12 protein-coding genes are annotated in these 16,939 nt (G+C 53.2%); 7 read left to right on the top strand and 5 right to left on the bottom strand.

Features of this window, described 5'->3' with window-relative positions:
• The first annotated feature begins 425 nt into the window (after window positions 1-425).
• The gene (locus BXP70_RS11635) at window positions 426-1,712 is read left to right on the top strand and encodes an MFS transporter (RefSeq protein ID WP_086594253.1); all 1,287 of its coding nucleotides are present in this window, start codon (window positions 426-428) and stop codon (window positions 1,710-1,712) included.
• A gap of 113 nt (window positions 1,713-1,825) precedes the next feature.
• Here BXP70_RS11635 and BXP70_RS11630 read toward each other — a convergent pair whose 3' ends face one another.
• The 3 genes from BXP70_RS11630 to BXP70_RS11620 all read right to left on the bottom strand — a co-directional run bounded on the left by BXP70_RS11630 (window position 1,826) and on the right by BXP70_RS11620 (window position 5,996).
• Window positions 1,826-3,310 (bottom strand): alpha/beta hydrolase family protein, encoded by a 1,485-nt coding sequence (locus tag BXP70_RS11630; RefSeq protein WP_086594252.1) that lies wholly within the window; start codon window positions 3,308-3,310, stop codon window positions 1,826-1,828.
• Between the two features lie 305 nt (window positions 3,311-3,615).
• Window positions 3,616-5,043: an alpha/beta hydrolase family protein gene (locus BXP70_RS11625; protein WP_086594251.1), complete on the bottom strand. Its 1,428-nt coding sequence runs from the start codon at window positions 5,041-5,043 to the stop codon at window positions 3,616-3,618.
• Between the two features lie 251 nt (window positions 5,044-5,294).
• Complete coding sequence (locus BXP70_RS11620) at window positions 5,295-5,996, bottom strand: hypothetical protein (RefSeq protein WP_086594250.1); 702 nt, start codon at window positions 5,994-5,996, stop codon at window positions 5,295-5,297.
• 279 nt (window positions 5,997-6,275) lie between these two features.
• Here BXP70_RS11620 and BXP70_RS11615 point away from each other — a divergent pair, with 279 nt between their 5' ends.
• Window positions 6,276-7,334: a GNAT family N-acetyltransferase gene (locus BXP70_RS11615; RefSeq protein ID WP_086594249.1), complete on the top strand. Its 1,059-nt coding sequence runs from the start codon at window positions 6,276-6,278 to the stop codon at window positions 7,332-7,334.
• Between the two features lie 35 nt (window positions 7,335-7,369).
• Here BXP70_RS11615 and BXP70_RS11610 read toward each other — a convergent pair whose 3' ends face one another.
• Complete coding sequence (locus BXP70_RS11610; protein ID WP_245849609.1) at window positions 7,370-8,506, bottom strand: PKD domain-containing protein; 1,137 nt, start codon at window positions 8,504-8,506, stop codon at window positions 7,370-7,372.
• 201 nt (window positions 8,507-8,707) lie between these two features.
• On the opposite strand from BXP70_RS11610, the gene BXP70_RS11605 reads away from it, so the two are divergent.
• Window positions 8,708-9,664, top strand: a complete 957-nt coding sequence (locus tag BXP70_RS11605; protein ID WP_086594248.1) for an amidohydrolase family protein — start codon at window positions 8,708-8,710, stop codon at window positions 9,662-9,664.
• Window positions 9,665-9,915: 251 nt separating this feature from the next.
• Here the strand turns inward: BXP70_RS11605 and BXP70_RS11600 are convergent, their stop codons facing one another.
• Window positions 9,916-11,364 (bottom strand): amidohydrolase family protein, encoded by a 1,449-nt coding sequence (locus tag BXP70_RS11600; protein ID WP_086594247.1) that lies wholly within the window; start codon window positions 11,362-11,364, stop codon window positions 9,916-9,918.
• A 234-nt stretch (window positions 11,365-11,598) separates the two neighbouring features.
• On the opposite strand from BXP70_RS11600, the gene uvrA reads away from it, so the two are divergent.
• The 4 genes from uvrA to tpiA all read left to right on the top strand — a co-directional run bounded on the left by uvrA (window position 11,599) and on the right by tpiA (window position 16,767).
• On the top strand, window positions 11,599-14,433 hold the full coding sequence (uvrA, locus tag BXP70_RS11595; RefSeq protein ID WP_086594246.1) for an excinuclease ABC subunit UvrA: 2,835 nt from the start codon (window positions 11,599-11,601) through the stop codon (window positions 14,431-14,433).
• Window positions 14,434-14,505: 72 nt separating this feature from the next.
• Window positions 14,506-14,925 (top strand): DUF2251 domain-containing protein, encoded by a 420-nt coding sequence (locus BXP70_RS11590; RefSeq protein ID WP_086594245.1) that lies wholly within the window; start codon window positions 14,506-14,508, stop codon window positions 14,923-14,925.
• A 219-nt stretch (window positions 14,926-15,144) separates the two neighbouring features.
• The gene (locus BXP70_RS11585; RefSeq protein WP_086594244.1) at window positions 15,145-15,951 is read left to right on the top strand and encodes a tryptophan-rich sensory protein; all 807 of its coding nucleotides are present in this window, start codon (window positions 15,145-15,147) and stop codon (window positions 15,949-15,951) included.
• Between the two features lie 51 nt (window positions 15,952-16,002).
• Window positions 16,003-16,767, top strand: coding sequence for a triose-phosphate isomerase (tpiA, locus tag BXP70_RS11580; protein ID WP_086594243.1), 765 nt, complete (start codon window positions 16,003-16,005; stop codon window positions 16,765-16,767).
• Window positions 16,768-16,939: the final 172 nt, after the last annotated feature.

Below are 16,939 nucleotides of genomic sequence, written 5' to 3'. Positions count from 1 at the left end.
AATGTAGAAAACAGATGCCTCAAACACAATGCCTCTTCACTAGCAAAATGAAAAAATAACAAAAAAATGAAAACAATTTATTAAGTATTGTATATCAATAATATACGCGTGCATTTCGGCAGCTTTAAGATAAAAGAAAAAGACAAAGCTAACAGTATAAGGCGTAAATTTTTTTGTGACAGACAGGAGAGTTAGCGACTAGCACCAAGCAAGAAGAATCGACTCCGAGGAAGTAAATGAGATTACGGTCAGCTAAATCAGAATACCCTGGTAAGCGCTGAGAGGAAAACTCTCAGCTAAAAGATGAGCTAAGTCAAACTAAATGCCGCAGATAACTGCTTTATGCATAAAGGTTATTTCGCGTCTTCACGACGGAGGATGTTTACTTAAACTACCTTCGCTGTTTGTCACTCGCTTGTTTAAGCATGAATTTACCTGTCTCTGGGCCACATGATCCGTATGCCGCCCTTCGCTTGCCAGAGTTTCGTCGGTTGATCTTGGCTAGGGTTTTTTATACAATAGCCACGCGTATCCAGGGCCTTGTTGTGAGCTGGCAAATATTCAAGCTGACAAACGATCCACTAGCGCTCGGCTTAATCGGCTTGTCGGAGGCTATTCCCAGCATTGCAGTGTCACTCTACGCAGGCCACGTAGCCGATACAATCCGACGTAAAAATATTATTGTAGCGGGCGTAACGGTGCTGCTGCTTTGCGCGGCCCTGCTTTGGTTTTTTGCTTCGCCACTGGGCTTGGGCTTTTTGGCGCGTGGTTCTTTCTACACTCTGCCACTCTACGGGGTAATTTTCCTAAGCGGTATCGCACGTGGTTTCCTCGGGCCAGCTTTGTTCTCCTTTATGCCTCAGCTGTTACCTAGCCGGGAGCGGCTAGCAAATGCCATCACCTGGAATAGCACCACCTACCAAGCTGCCGCGGTAATAGGGCCCGCTATTGGGGGATATTTGATTGCGCATTTGGGAGTGAGCAACTCGTATGCGGTGGCCACAGGGTTGATGCTAGTAGCATTGTTGCACTTTCTATCTATTGCCTCTAGGCCACTGCCGCCAATTGAGGGCGAAAAGCTAAGCTTACAGGATAGTGTGCTGAGTGGGCTTCGATTTATTTGGCAAAACCAACTGGTGCTAGCAGCCTTGTCGCTCGATTTGTTCGCGGTACTTTTTGGCGGCGCAGTAGCGTTGTTACCCGTATTCGCCGCCGATATCCTGAAGGTAGGAGCGACAGGCCTAGGTCATTTGGAAACTGCGCCAGCGGTTGGCTCGGTCCTGATGGCTGCGCTGCTCACCTATTTTCCTTTGCACCGCCGGGCGGGGCGTAAGCTGCTGTGGGCCGTAGCGGGCTTCGGTGTGGCTACTATTTTCTTTGCCTTATCCACCAACATCTGGCTCTCACTTTTCCTGCTGTTCCTGACGGGTGTCTTTGATGCGGTATCAGTGATTGTGCGCCAAACGCTGATCCATACTTTTACACCCGAATACATGAAAGGACGGGTAGCGGCGGTAAACAACATTTTTATTGGCTCCAGTAATGAAATTGGTTCTTTTGAGTCGGGGGCCATGGCTAGGTTCCTTGGAACGGTGCCGTCAGTGGTGTTCGGGGGGCTGATGACCATTGCCGTCGTCGGCATTACTGCTTGGCGCGCCGATAAGCTGCGCCGTTTAGATATGACGCCCGAAAAAGCAACCGCTGGCGCCTAGGTGCTACGCTTACTGCTATCATGGCGTACCAACCTTAAAAAGGTCGTCCGGTGCTGTTCCTAGTTGGAAACAGCACCGGACGACCTTTTTAAGGCTAGGTAAAATCAGCTTGGTTAGCTAGCCGTTTTCTGAAAAGCAGTTCTGCTAACTTTCTTGCTCGCCGCTTTTGCTGGCGCTGGTCGTTTCACGGTAACAGGCACAGCTTGTGGCTGCCCAGTGCGCTTAACGATCCAGGCGCGGATAGTTTCGAGCGCTTTCGGAGAAAAGTTTGGCTGCTGTTGCCCGTTCACTAGAGGCCAATCTTTCTCTTCTGGTTGAAACAAGTGATTCACACCAGCTAGCTTCTGAACGGTGACATCATCGTTGCTTTTTAAACCCTTTTGCAAAATGCTCAGGTTCGTACTAGCAGCTACTTCCAAATCGGCCGTGCCATTTAGGGCTAGTACAGGGCACTGAACGTCAGATAGTTTGTTCTTGGGGTCAAAATCGAGGTAGTAGCGCGACCAGGGAGAAGTAAGATGCGCGGCCCGGGCGCGGGCCATACCAGCGTCGATGTTGCTATTATTTTGCCGAATAAGCGTAGCCACTTTAGTACGAGCCTGCACGTCATTCGGCGTTTGCCGAATGATATCTACCATATGCTCATTCAAGGCCAAAGCGGCTTTCACTTGCGCCGGATCAGCGCCAATCAGACGCATAATTTCGCCTTGTTGCTGCATGAGAACGTCGCGGCCCGGTAGCCCGTACCCAGCCAATGACACCACGAAGGCAGTGGTTTGGGGGCTTTGTGCTGCGGCTAACAGGGCAATGTTGGCACCTTCTCCGTGGCCAATAAATCCGATGTGCTGTGGATCAATGAGGGAGCGGGAGCGTAAAAAAGCTAGGCCTGCTTGCGCGTCCGTTACCAACTCGGCGGTAGTAGCGCTGGAATAGTTGCCACTGGATTTACCAACGCCTCGGTCGTCGAAGCGTAGTACGGCGATACCACGGCGCGTGAGATAATCGGCTAGGCTACCGAACATGCGGTATTCCTGCACCGTCACGTCGCGGTCCTGCGGGCCGGTGTCTGATACGAGCACCACTGCCGGAAACGGACCCGCGCCAGCTGGGATAGTGAGCATGCCCCCTAGCCGGAGCTTGTCTTGCGAATTGGTAAAGAAGACGTCTTCCTCGCGGTAGGGTGGTGTCAGGCGAGATCGGCGGGCGGTAGCAGCCGATGCCGTCGCTCGCTGTAGCACTAGCGGAGCCTTTAAGCCTGGTTGCTGCCAAGTGCCGGTGAAGCGTGCGCCGCCATCTTCTATCTTGCCTGTGAAGCTGCTACCTGCTTGCTCAATCTTCAGGGTGATTTCGTTTCCTTTGGTTTCGGCTTCTACTGGCATGCGGCTGATACGTTGCTGAGGCACATCAAGAGCGGCGTAGTAGGTGCCGTTGCTCAACGGCACCAGCGTAATAATTAGGTCTAAAGTACCACCAGGCACTTTCAATGGGCCTTTCCATTGCCCATTTAGGGTAGGCGCGTCGCCGGCTTTAACCGGGATGGTACAAAATAGATAGAGGATAAATAATAGATTGAAGATTATAGGTGGGGTACTCTTCATAACAAAAAGCGGAACTACTGATAAATCTTTTTAAAAGTCAATCTATCCAAATAGAGTACCAGATATATAGTGTATTTTAAATTATTTGCGCAGACCTAGGTAGTTTCGCATGAATGCTTCTCTAAACGCGACGAAAGGCATTCATTACAGCGCAAAGAGGCTATCTAAGCCCTCAAACAGCTTCGCTGTGGCACAAGTAACGAGGTACATATTCGCGGGGACCGGTGGGGCGCTAATAAAACAGCCTGCAACTCCTCTAGATTGTTAGAGCAGCTGCAGGCCGGTAAGTTAGGGAGCTAAGTGGCCTAGCGTTTCGTACGTTGGGTTAGCCAGTCGCCAATGCTTTGCAAGGCAATAGGAGAAAAGGTCTCCTCGATTTGGCCGTATTCGGTTGTCGCGCCCGTGGAGGCAGTTTGAAACATGTGGTTCAGGCCAGCTAGTTCTTGTGTCGTCACGTCGCGGTTGCCGGAGCCTTTCAAGGTCTTTTCGATGGCTGGTAAGTTGACCGCGGAAGCGACTTGTAAGTCCTTGGAGCCATTCAGCGCCAGAACGGGGCACTTCACTGCGGGCAAGGTTTTCTGCGGGTTGTCGGCGAGAATGTGACGGAAAGCGGGCGATGTGGCCATCACAGCTTGGGCCTCAGCCGCTTTATGAATTTGCTCGGCCATATCGGGAGGCAACGCAACCGACGGCGTGAGCACCTTGATGATCTGTTGCTGCGCCTGCACGTTGTTCTGCGTTTGCTGCACAATCATGAGCATGTTGCGCTGCCGCTGCTCCGTTGAAGCTAATACCTTGGGGTCTTTGGTTTTGAGACGAGCTTGATCCATCGCTTGGCGCGAAAGCACATCGATGCCAGGAACACCGGGCGTGGCGAGGAGCACCAAGAACGCAGGGCCTTGCGCTTGTCCGGCCGCGGCAATAGCCGCCGTGCCACCTTCGCTGTGCCCAATCAGACCTAGCTGCTTCGGATTGAGACCCGGCCGGCTACGCAGGAACGCCAAGGCTCCTTGGGCATCTTTGGCGTAGTCGGCAGCCGTTGCGGTGGTTGCATTTCCGCCCGACTGGCCTACACCTCGGTCGTCAAAACGCAGCACGGCGATACCGCGGCGCGTGAGATAGTCGGCGACCACGCGAAACGGGTGATGGCCAAAGATGCTCTCGTCCCGGTCTTGCGCGCCGGAGCCTGATAGGAGCACCACGGCTGGGAATGGACCCGCACCGGTTGGTAGAGTCAGAGTTCCGGCCAGCTGCACGCCTGGGTCTTTGCTAGCAAAGCGCACTTGTTCTTCCCGGTAGGGGAAGGGAGGTGCCGGCTCCTGTGGGCGCTTTGGGCCGGCAGTGGTAGTAGAGGTGGCTCGTTGAAATACCAATGGGAGCTTCGCGCCATTCTGCTGCCAGCGGCCGTCAATCTGCCGGCCGTCGCCGGTTAAGCGACCCGCGAACGATGCTTTGATCTGAGAAGCAGTCAGCAGCACGCTGTCGGCGCGTACGTCTACGCGGTCGACGAGCACACCTTGCGCGTTCTGGGTGGGCACGTCCAGCGTAGCGGTGCGGCGACCTGCATTATTGTCTTTGATGTTGACAATAAGCGTTAACTGGGTACCACTTGGCAAACGCAAGTTGCCTGCCCAGCGGCCTCCAACGTTGGGGCTGGCAGGCGGTGCCAGTAGCGTGGCGCTGGCGCAGAAAGGAAGCAAGTAAGAGAGAAGACCGGCGAGAACTGTACGCATAGAAAAAAGCAAGAGGAGACGACCACTATAGACGCAAAACGTCTGCCATTAGCGGAATACTATATCCTTCTATAACGACCAAGGTACTCACTTCCGTGCCTTCGGGAATAAAAAGTAGACTTTTACCAGTACTGGCTAGGTTTAAACCGTAATAAAGAAGCCGGCGGACCAGGAATGTTACCCTAGGTCTGCCGGCTTTCGTCTTGTTTTTAGCTAAATTTTACTTAGAGTCAAAGCTAGGTCAGGAGCCGCTAGTTCTTCGCATAGGGGAAGTTGCGCGACACTTTACGCATCATGCGTTCCACTAGATCATCGGTGGAAGAAGTGATGCCGTCGTCCATGGTTTTGAAGAAACGCCACAGCAGCTCGCCGTCGTTGCCGTCGTTTAGCGTCAGGAATAAGGAGCCCGTACCGGTTTTGCCACCTAGGCCACCAAAAAGTACAGCCGAGGCAATAGCCGCTCCTTCCGTTTTGGTTTGCTCCGTTTCGAAGCGACCCCCTAGCACGGCATCGACGCCGAGGGCTTTGGCTACTTCATCGCGGGTAGCTTGGTCGAGCTTGCCATACAGCCCAGCTTTCTTGAGTAAGATATTGGTTTTGTCAACATCCTGGAAGCTAACACTATAGTTGTCGGCTTTGCGTAGTAGGAAGGTGTACAAGCTAGCTTGGATAGACTTCGACATCGTTTCTTCCTGGTCGCGGTTGGCTTCGGCATTAAAGCCCTTGGGCTGTTTGCGATAGGTGATCTTCGCGTCGAAGGGCAAAATGGCTACGGTGCGGTGGCCGGTAATGGCCGTTTTCAACTTCGGACTTTCGAAGATCTGCTTGGCGCTTTCAAATCCTTGGGCGAAAGCTAGGTTGCTACCTAGCAGCAAGACGAGGACGAAGGCGAGGCGCTTTAGCAAGTTGGTTGTGCCCTGAGCGTAGTTACGAGGAGTGCGGGAGTGGTTCATTGTATGAAGGAGGTTGAGTGAGTAGTGGTTGTTTGATGAAGCAAAATTATTTCGCTACTCACTCAATAGCAGTATTTTACCTTGACATGATCATGTGATTGAATTTGCTTGAACGGCGCTGCTTACGCATTTATTTACTGCCACGCATCACATACACATGTGGGATAATAGCGCCTGGATAGCTAGGCTACGTACTAGGATGAACCATTAAAAACCACGTATTGAGCAATGCCTAGGCTATAAATCTGGCTACTTTGCCTTCCCTCACGTCTGATTTTCATGGAGCAACCCACCTGCATCTATTCAAAGCAGCAGCTTAGTATTACCGTCAGCCCAACGGCTAGCTCGGCGGCAGTGACTTTGCTGCAGAACACGACTTATGGTACCAACGGACCGAAATACAGCCACACAGGTCAGCAGAAAAAAGTAAACCACATCACAGGCCCCTACTTTTTTGAGTTGCGGGTGGGGGAGGAGGTAGTCGGTATGTACTGCCTTTCGGAGCGGGTAGTGCAGATGCCGGTTGGAAAAGTGACCGGGTTCTACGGCCGGTACCTAGCTATTGCTCCGGCGCATAGCGGCAAGGGCTACGGCAGTTTGCTCAAGACAGAAGCGGTGCGTTATATCGAACGCACCACGCCCGCGCCACACGTTTTTTACTCGTACATCGAGGAAGCCAATGCGCGCTCTATGCAGATTTCGGTCAAGGAAGGATTTACGTCACTGGCTCAGCTTGAAGCGCTGGTATTCGGGCGGTTGTATCCGAAGCAAGACCCACGTGTTGAGCGCTTGCCTATCAACGATCGGAATGCCCTACTCGCTTTGTTGACCACTGCGTATCAGTCGTATTCTTTCGTGCAGTTCAATCACGTATACGCGGGGCAGAACTATTTCGTGCTACGCGAAAACGGAGAAATCATTGCCGGGGTACAGGCTAATCCGGTCGTATGGCGCATTGTGGATATGCCCGGAATAAGCGGCAAAATCATGCTCAACATGCTACCCCATTTGCCTATCCTGAAAAGAATTATTAACCCGAAGGAGTATGCGTTTGCCGCCTTGGAAGCCGTCTACACAAAGCCCGGACGAGAGCAGGAGCTGTTTCCGCTGCTAGAAAGTGTACTGGCCCATTTTCAAATCACGTCGGCACTGCTCCTGCTGGATGTGAATGCTCCCTTGCGCCAACTGTTGAAAAGCTCTGGCAAGCTAGGTATCCTCAACTCCCTGAAAAAGAACATTTACACGGAAGTGATGGTCAAACTCAATGGGTTGCGGCTGGAAGAGGTGAAACAGTCGCCGGACCAGCCGCTGTACACGTCGGCATTTGATTATACCTAGCGGTGGCGTAGGTTCTGTCGGCCGCGCAGGGCCGCTTACGGCACGGCCACGTCCCACACTTTCGCCATCCTGGCTTTGCCCGCCGGGCCTTCCACCCACAGCACCACCACATATTTGCCGGCTTCCTTGTAGGTGTGCAAAGGGTGCTGCTCCGTGGACGTAGCTCCGTCGCCAAAATCCCACTGCCAGGAGGTAATGTTGCCTTCCGACTTATCAGTAAAGGCTACGAGTCGGCGCTTTGGATCAACGACGTCGAACGACCACTGCGCCGTAAGCGGCTTACGAAAGCTAGGTTCCAATGGCATGAGCGTGAACGGCAGCAGAAACGAGGCATTGCCGTACATCTTGTGCTCGCGCGACAAATTCCAGAAGTCCTGCTTTTTCACGTCGTTCACGTCGTCGTAGTCGAGCACGGCCCAGCACAGGCCCACTTTGTTGTTTTCTTCGAGCTTGGTTTCCACGGCGCGAGCGGGGCCTTCGGGGCCGGCGTAGTCGAAGGGGGTAATCCAGAACTCCAGCGTGAACTTACCCGCTTTGCCAGGACGGAAGTTGTAGTGATACGCCGCATTGGCGTACGGCAAGTCCTTGATCCACGGCTGGCTACCCCAGGCTAGGGCCCAGTCTTTGCCCTCGGCGGGGGTGAAGATGTGGTAGTTCTGGGCGTGTACACCGTGGAAGGAAAAGTACGCCTCCGACCAACTCAAGTCCTTGTTGGGGTGCTGCTCGGCGATGAGCGGACCACCCGACCGGTCGCCATCCACGACCACCTCGAAGATGTCGTTGTGCAAGTCGGGGTGGGTGAAATCCCAGTAGTTGTCGTAGGCTTCGTAGAGAAAGTACAGGCGGTTCAGGCCCTTCACCCAACCCACTTTCACCTTCACATCCATGTTCTTGGGGTCAGGCTTGTCGGTGGGGTGCTTGTCATTTACCAGCTGATCCATGCCCACGGTGTAGCTGTCGGGCACCATTTTCCAGTCGTCGGCGTCGCCATCCACGCGCGGAATCATGTTGGCCGGGAACTGGAAGACCTTGTAGCTGCGCGTTTCCTGGGCGAGGGTTTGGTGACCTAGGTTTAGCAGGCAGAGAAGGAACAGGAGTGAGATGGATGAACAGCGCATGGTTGTCAAGGTAGCAAATGCCTTGTAGGAACGCGCCACGGCGCGTTCGGTCATTGCGCAATTTGGTGACTAACAAAGCGGGTCGCGTGTACTGCGTTGCAACGTGTTGAGCAAGCAAAGCAGCCGACGAACGCGCCGCGGCACGTTCCTACAAAATTTGGTTTTTCCACTTAGTCTAGCCGCTGCGCTGCAACCTCTTGCGCGCAAAAACCATAGGCAGAGAGAAACCACTCCACTTGGCGTTTCCTCTCCGCTATGAAAAAGATTGCTCTGGAAGAACACTTCCTTTCTCCTGCTTTTGTCGAAGAGTTTAAGAAAGGTATGCGCAGCCTCCCCGACGAGGCCATGCAAAACATCCTGACGCGCCTGCAAGATTTTGGTGACCAACGCCTAGCTGCTATGGATGCGGCTGGTATCGATAAAGCTTTTCTTTCGCTCACTAGTCCTGGTGTGCAAATCGAGACCGATACTGCCCGCGCCGTGAAGCTTGCCCAAGAAACCAACGACTTCCTGGCCGCCGAAATTCAGAAGCAGCCTACGCGCTACGGTGGCCTCGCTCACCTAGCCCTGCAAGATCCCCAAGCGGCGGCCGATGAGCTGGAGCGCAGCGTGCGCCAACTCGGCTTCCGCGGCGCCATGATCAACAGCCATACCAACGGTCACTACCTCGACGAAGAACAATACTTTCCCTTCTGGGAACGGGTGCAAGACCTAGGAGTGCCCGTGTACCTGCACCCCGCCAACTCCTACCAAAAGCTCCAGATACTAGAAGGCCACGACGAGCTGCTAGGTGCCACTTGGAGCTGGACCGTCGAAACGGCGACGCACGCCTTACGGCTGGTATTCGGCGGCACCTTTGAGCGTTTCCCTAACGTGAAGCTGATCCTAGGTCACATGGGCGAAACCTTGCCTTACGTTCTCTGGCGCCTCGACAGCCGCTCACGCCTCGCGGGCTTACCCAAGGGACTGACCAAGCTGCCCTCACAATACATCAAAGACAACATCGTGATAACCACCACCGGCGTCTGCGCCGATGAGTCGTTGCAATGCGCTTTATCGGCCCTAGGTGAAGATAACGTGCTGTTCTCCGTCGATTACCCATTTGAGGAATCGAAACAGGCCGGCGATTGGATTGAGCAGGCGCCGATTTCGGAGGCGGTGCGGGAGAAGGTGTGTTATAAGAATGCGGAGCGGGTGCTGGGGTTGAAGTAAGAAAGATGACTTCGTAATAAACTGGAATAGGCCCAAAACTATGTTACGGGTTCTTTAGCTCGGCCGGGTTTATGATCCAGTTGTAAAGAATTTGTAATTCCCGCCCGCAAAGAGGACCAACCGGCTAGAATGTTACGTTGCAAGCAGCGCGGGTGCTGCGGATTACAAATCCGCTTCTCGAACGACTGAATTATAAATCCGGCCGAGCAACGTTGGTATATTAATACTTATGTGCAAATATTACTTTGATCTTAATATTCGCTTCTGTTTTTCCAATCGAATTTATCTTTATTGTTATTATTCCATTTTTCTAGATCGTTAAGCATTGTGCCAATTATTTTCTTGCTGATCCAGCGGCCGTTGGCAAAAACACCGGATATTTTTCGCGTATTATGTATATTTTCCAAAGGATTGGCATCAAGCAAAACAAGATCAGCATATTTTCCAACTTCTACAGTCCCAATTTTATCGCCAAGCTTCAGCCAAGTGGCGGGTAAGCGTGTGGCTGAAGCTAGAGCCTCTTCTGTGGTGAGCCCAGCTTTAACCAATAGTTCTAGTTCATCATGAAGTGAATATCCCCAAACTACCCCAGAAACCCCCGCATCCGTACCTGCAACAATAGGAACTCCGGCTTCCTTGAAAGCTTTTACCAATCGAAGGTGAAAATTCACCATGTCATCAATACGGGCAACACGTTTCGGATCTGTTTCCTGATTATAGTGATTGGAATTAAGCCATTTGCTTTGCATAAGCGGATGCACATATTTAAGGCTAGGTAGGTTGCGAACACCATCCAGTGAGCGTGTTTGATTAGCAATCCACACCATAGTGGTTAGGGTCGGGGTTAACCAGGTTCCATTGTTTTTGGCAAGTGTTGCAAAACCTCGTGCATCCTCGTCGCTTAAATCTTTGCTCTGCTTCGAATATTCTTCGGCGTGAGCTACCATGTCGAAATGAGGGATGAATGCTTCACGTAGTCTGCCTCTAAAAGCATTTGGAATATGCCCTACAACCTTCATTCCTTGCTTGTTAGCCTCATCAACAATGGCTTTGAACGTTTCAGTGTCTAAGCCGGAATAAAGCTTAATAAACTCGTATCCTTGCGCTTTAGCTATACGAACTGTTTGACGGCCATCAGATGGCGTGTTAGCCACATTACCTGAAACATTTCCTCCATCTATCAAAAAAGCTAGTGCAACACGAGGGCCGATTACTTGGCCTTTCAGTATTTCATTTCTTTGCCCGAAGTGTTCTACTCTTGCGCTTAATTCGAATACCGTTGTAACAGCATTTGCTATATAAAGCAGCATGAAATGCTGAGTTTTCGCGAAAAGTGTAGCTCCTTTTGTGGGGTAGTTTGCACTAAAATTAACGTCAGCTAGATTATGGACGTGCATGTCAATGAGTCCAGGAATGAGCCATTTGCCTCTTCCATCTATTATACTACTTGCCTTATCAGAGATACGGCTATTTATTGATAAAATTTTCTTATTCTTAATTACTACCGTAGCATTTTTAATAGTCTTATTTTCTGGCGTCATCGGAATAATATTTACATTCTTAATGATGTATATATCTTCTAATGGTATTTTGTTTTGTTTCAAATTACTGATAGATGATTGTTCTGATGCAGTGCAGCCATTAAGAGCTAGTACAATAAAAAATTGCGCAAATAGGCAGTAATAAGAACTATCTCTCATACCATTTTTGAATTATGTTCAACAATCGTATTGCTAACAGTAGCAATGTAACTTTAATATCAGCAATCTGCCTTCAATGCACAAGTAATGCTTCACGTCAATAGCTTAGAGCAGTGAAGGTGTACTAAGCATTCTAGCCGCCTTAACGCCAACCCAAGCCGGTAAGCTGTACCTTCGTAAACTCCTTTCCTACTGTCGGAAACCAAACCCTAGGGGAAGGCTGTTTACTGCTCTATGGCCGAAGAATCTTTACAAGTGGCTGCCCCCGCGGCAGATCCGATTGACCAGCTAGACCCACGCGAGTTCATTCTTATCAAAAACGCGCGGGTTCATAACCTCAAGAATCTCAGCGTGGCGCTGCCGCGCAATAAGTTTATCGTCGTCACGGGCCTGTCGGGTTCGGGCAAGTCGAGCCTGGCTTTTGACACCTTGTATGCCGAAGGGCAGCGCATGTATGTGGAGAGCCTGAGCAGCTACGCGCGCCAGTTCCTGGGCCGCATGGACAAGCCCGACGTCGATTACATCCGCGGTATCTCGCCGGCCATTGCCATCGAGCAGAAGGTCAGCATTAAGAACAACCGCTCGACCGTCGGGACCAGCACCGAGATTTACGATTACCTGAAGCTGCTATTTGCGCGGGTAGGTCGTACATTCTCGCCTATCAGCGGCGAGCAGGTGCGCAAAGACAATGTGGCCGATGTGGTCGACTACCTGTTTCAATTGCCCGATGGCACCCGCGCGATGATTTTGGCGCCGCTGCTGCCGAGCGAGGACGGCCGGCCCATGAGCAAGGAGCTAGATCTGTTGTTGCAGAAAGGCTACTCCCGGGTGGTGGTCGATGGCGAAACGTCGTTCATCGAAGACCTGATCGGGGAAGGCAAGCCGGAGCCGAAGGGCGAGTTTTACATCATGATCGACCGCGCCGTGATTCGTCCCGGCGACGAAGACCTGATGTTCCGCCTGTCGGACTCGGTGCAGACTGCTTTTTTTGAAGGCCACGGCACCTGTCTGGTGAAGCTCGATGAGGAAACGCGCACCTTCTCCGACCGCTTCGAGCTGGACGGGATGGTGTTCGAGGAGCCGAACGTTAACTTCTTCTCGTTCAATAACCCCTATGGTGCCTGCCAAACCTGCGAAGGATTCGGCTCGGTGCTCGGTATTGACGAAGACCTCGTTATTCCCGACAAAAGCCTGACGGTGTACGAAGGAGCCATTGCGCCCTGGCGCACCGATAAACAAAGCGAGTGGCTGAAGCCGCTGCTGAAAAACGGCATCCGCTTCGACTTCCCGATTCATCGGCCCTACAACGAGTTGAGCGAGGCCGAGCGCCGTCTGCTGTGGACGGGCAACAAATACTTCCAGGGCCTCGACGACTACTTTAAGTGGGTAGCCGAGCAAACCCACAAGATTCAGTACCGCGTGCTGCAAAGCCGCTACCGGGGCCGCACCACCTGCCCCGACTGCCGCGGCTCGCGCCTGCGCAAAGACGCCCAGTACGTCAAGATCGACGGCCACAGCATCACTGATTTGGTGCTGCTGCCGGTGAGCAAGGCGCTAGAGTTCTTTCAAAACCTAGGTCTCGACGAACACGACGCCAAAGTAGCCGAGCGCCTCGTGACGGAAGTCACGAACCGCCTGGAGTATCTAAACCGCGTGGGCCTAGGCTATCTGACCTTGAACCGCCTGAGCAGCACGCTATCGGGTGGGGAGTCGCAGCGGATTTCGCTAGCCACGTCGCTTGGTTCGGCGCTGGTAGGCTCCATGTACATTCTGGACGAACCTAGCATTGGTTTGCACCCGAAGGATGCGGAGCAGCTGATCGGGGTGCTGCGCTCCTTACAAAAGCTCGGCAACACCGTGATTGTGGTGGAGCACGAGGAAAAGATGATGGAGGAAGCCGACCAAATCATCGATATCGGCCCGGAAGCGGGTTCGGGTGGCGGACGGCTGATGTTCCAGGGCACGTACGAAGAGATTCTGCAAGACGAAACAACGTACACCGGGCAGTACCTGAGCGGCAAAACCGAGGTAAAAGTGCCAACGTCGCGGCGCCCATGGCGCAACGCGTTGGAAGTAACTGGTGCCCGCGAAAACAACCTAAAGAACGTGAGCGTGAAGTTTCCGCTGGGCGTGATGACGGTAGTAACGGGCGTTTCGGGGTCGGGCAAGTCCACGCTGGTAAAGCGCATTCTGGCGCCGGCCGTAGCCAAGCAGCTCGGCGGTGGAGCCGGGGAGGCTACCGGCAAATTTGACCGCCTCACGGGTGTACAAGGGCAGGTGTCGCACGTGGAGTTCGTGGACCAGAACCCCATTGGCAAGTCGTCGCGCTCCAACCCGGTGACGTACGTGAAAGCCTACGACGCCATTCGCGCGCTGTTTGCCGATCAACAGCTTGCCAAAGCCCGCGGTCTGAAACCCTCGCACTTTTCCTTCAACATCGACGGGGGCCGTTGCGAAGTGTGCCAGGGCGAAGGACAGGTAAAGATCGAAATGCAGTTTATGGCTGACATTTTCCTGACCTGCGAAGCCTGCGGTGGCCACAAGTTCAAGCAGGACATTCTGGAAGTAAAGTACAAGGACAAGGGCATTGACGAGGTACTGGAAATGACCATTGCCGATAGCCTAACGTTCTTCCAGGAGCAGCCCAAAATTGTGGAGCGCCTCAAGCCGCTCGATGATGTGGGGCTAGGTTACATCCGTTTGGGGCAGTCGGCTAACACGCTCTCGGGTGGGGAAGCGCAACGCGTGAAGCTCGCTTCTTTCCTCACCAAAGGGGCTACGCTTCAGCAGGATAAGATTCTCTTCATCTTCGACGAGCCCAGCACCGGCCTGCACTTTCACGACATCAACAAGCTCATGAAAGCACTGAATGCCCTCATTGAGCAGGGCAACTCGGTGCTGATCATTGAGCACAACGTGGACATTATTAAGTGCGCCGACTGGATCATTGACCTAGGTCCGGAAGGCGGTATCAACGGCGGACATTTGCTGTTCGAGGGTACGCCGGAGGAGATGGTAAAGCTGAAAGACACGAACCACACGGCGCGCTTCCTGGCCGAGAAAGTGTAAGCGAAAAGCTAGGCTTGGTCGTAGAAGAAAGAACCGCACTGTTGCGGTTCTTTTTTTATCTATACTAGTACCATGAAGCTAGGTGCCGAAGAACAAATCTTGGTAGGCCAGCCCCCGGCCGACGAAACCGAAACCGTGATAGGCAGCTTTCCGCCCACTCGCGAAGGGCTAGGTGCCGTGTTTGAGGACGACGGCGCAACCGGCTACTTCTATGCCGTCGACCAAGGCGGCGAGGACCCGGAAATTTTGGATGCGCTCCACATTTACAACGTGGAGGATGTAGCCGATAAACAGCTTCCCGTTACGGCCCAGATCTTTTGGAATGAAGAAGAAAATGCCGTCGCGCTCATCCTAAACGGCCAATGCCACGCCCTATACGATTTTCAGCGGCGGGCTGGGTTCTGCCGAAATGCTTTTCCAGCGGCGCAAAACGGGCAAACCGAGCCCCGCGAACTAACAGATGAACTAGTGCAGCAGTACTTTGCTGCCTAATAACCTAGGTTGCGCAGACAGTAAGTTGAAAAACAATCGTACGGAGCCGGTCGACGCATCGCTACTGTGAGTGACTTTTGATAAAAGAATTACTTTGACGGTAACGATGCGCTGAGCAGCTCTCCCTGACGGTTCAAACGGACAAAAACCAATTGTCTTTGGCTGTTGCGTGACGACCTAGGTTGCTCTCCCGACAAAGCACATTCGTTGTAAGAACCCATGGATACTACGTTTACAACAGAACCTTCAGCGGTTGCCACAACTACCTTTCGCCAGCGTCGCTGGGTGGCGGCGCTGACTATTTTCGGCAACATTGCGCTTACGTATTGGTCGCGCCTTCAGCCCTTTAATGGCCAAAGCATGGGCTACGTGTCGGGCAAGTATCCGTCGTTGCTCACGCCGGCGGGCTATGCATTCAGCATTTGGGGCATCATTTTCCTGGCGTTGGCCGTTTATGCGGTTTGGCAGCTGCTACCCACTCAGCGCCCGAATCCGTTGCCAGATGCTGTAGCGAAGCCCCTAACGCTCGCCAACCTAGCAACGGCCGCGTGGGTGGTGATATTTGCCTATGAGCACATTGCGTGGTGCGCCGTCCTGATGGTACTCATTCTGGCCGCGCTTATTCTTGTGTATGGGCGGGCGCGGCAGCTCATAGCCGCTGGCGTAGCACCTAGGCTAGCGAGCTTGCCATTTGCCCTGTACTTAGGCTGGATTTCCGTGGCCGCACCCGTAAACGTGACCATTGGCCTGCGTGCTCTTGGTTGGGAAACGCCCACCAACGTGACAGTGGTACTCACCCTAGGTTTGCTGGTCGTCATCACGGCGCTGAGCCTGTGGGTGAGCCAAGCGTTTGGCGATGTAGCCTTTAGCTGCGTGATAACGTGGGCGCTGATAGCCGTGTGGGTAGCACGGCGCGGCATGTACCCCGAGCTGGCCGGCGTCGCCCTGATTGGGGCGGTGGTGGCCTTATTGGGTGGTAGCGTGCTAGCTTGGCGGCAACAAAAACGGATGACGGCGGGAGTCTGATTCGTGTGCGTACTTTTACGCCAACATTTCGCCCAATACACTTCTTTCGCTATGCGCCAACACATCGTTGCCGGTAACTGGAAAATGAACACCACCCTCCAGGATGCCCAGGCTTTGGTTTCTGAAATCACTAACATGGTCGCCGACGAGGTTACCGACTCCAACGTGCAGGTGGTTATCTGCCCGCCCTTCCCGTTCCTGACGTCGGTGGCTAAGCTGCTGCCGGAAGGCGGTCGTTTTCACCTAGGAGCGCAGAACTACCACCACAAAGAAAGCGGTGCTTACACCGGAGAAGTGTCGGCGCAGATGCTGAAATCGGTGGGCGTGGAGTACGTAATCCTTGGTCACTCCGAACGCCGCGAGCATTTCCGCGAGGACGACCAGCTGCTCAGCCAGAAGCTGAACGCTGCCCTGGCCATTGGCCTGAAGCCGATCTTCTGTGTGGGCGAAAGCCTAGAAACCCGCGAAGCCGACGAGACTTTTAACTTCATTAGCAAGCAACTGCAAGAGGGTGTGTTTCACCTCTCGCAGGAAGATTTCGCCAAGGTGGTGATTGCCTACGAGCCTATCTGGGCCATCGGGACGGGCAAAACGGCTACGAGCCAGCAGGCACAGGAAGTACACGCCTTCATCCGCGAGCAGATTGCCAAAACCTATGACGCGGCCACGGCCGAAAACACGACTATCCTGTACGGTGGCTCCGCCAACGCCAAGAACGCTCAGGAGCTATTCGCTCAGCCCGACGTTGATGGCGGCCTGATTGGTGGCGCTTCGCTCAAGTCGCGCGACTTCACCGAGATTATCAAGTCGTTTTAAAGGTGCTTTGTCTTTCTGAACGTTGTGAGGCGCTGAGTATGGTTGCCCAAGGAGCATATCTCAACGGCCTCACGGCGTTCGGCAGGACAAATACTTAGGACCTAGGCCGCCTCTGCGGTTACTGAACCAAAGCTGGTCGAAAAATTGTCCGCAAGCGGAAGCCCTTACTTAC

This window comes from Hymenobacter crusticola (assembly GCF_002154225.1).
GTDB lineage: Bacteria > Bacteroidota > Bacteroidia > Cytophagales > Hymenobacteraceae > Hymenobacter > Hymenobacter crusticola.
Note: the sequence above shows the minus strand (reverse complement) of the source record. Positions and strands in the feature narration are given on the sequence as shown.

Bases quoted from the DNA above. Each gene is read 5' to 3' on its own strand.
- BXP70_RS11625 (WP_086594251.1), bottom strand. From the start codon at position 5,043: ATGCGTACAGTTCTCGCCGGTCTTCTCTCTTACTTGCTTCCTTTCTGC.
- BXP70_RS11585 (WP_086594244.1), top strand. From the start codon at position 15,145: ATGGATACTACGTTTACAACAGAACCTTCAGCGGTTGCCACAACTACC.
- BXP70_RS11600 (WP_086594247.1), bottom strand. From the start codon at position 11,364: ATGAGAGATAGTTCTTATTACTGCCTATTTGCGCAATTTTTTATTGTA.
- BXP70_RS11630 (WP_086594252.1), bottom strand. From the start codon at position 3,310: ATGAAGAGTACCCCACCTATAATCTTCAATCTATTATTTATCCTCTAT.
- uvrA (WP_086594246.1), top strand. From the start codon at position 11,599: ATGGCCGAAGAATCTTTACAAGTGGCTGCCCCCGCGGCAGATCCGATT.
- BXP70_RS11605 (WP_086594248.1), top strand. From the start codon at position 8,708: ATGAAAAAGATTGCTCTGGAAGAACACTTCCTTTCTCCTGCTTTTGTC.
- BXP70_RS11615 (WP_086594249.1), top strand. From the start codon at position 6,276: ATGGAGCAACCCACCTGCATCTATTCAAAGCAGCAGCTTAGTATTACC.
- BXP70_RS11635 (WP_086594253.1), top strand. From the start codon at position 426: ATGAATTTACCTGTCTCTGGGCCACATGATCCGTATGCCGCCCTTCGC.
- tpiA (WP_086594243.1), top strand. From the start codon at position 16,003: ATGCGCCAACACATCGTTGCCGGTAACTGGAAAATGAACACCACCCTC.
- BXP70_RS11620 (WP_086594250.1), bottom strand. From the start codon at position 5,996: ATGAACCACTCCCGCACTCCTCGTAACTACGCTCAGGGCACAACCAAC.
- BXP70_RS11610 (WP_245849609.1), bottom strand. From the start codon at position 8,506: ATGACCGAACGCGCCGTGGCGCGTTCCTACAAGGCATTTGCTACCTTG.
- BXP70_RS11590 (WP_086594245.1), top strand. From the start codon at position 14,506: ATGAAGCTAGGTGCCGAAGAACAAATCTTGGTAGGCCAGCCCCCGGCC.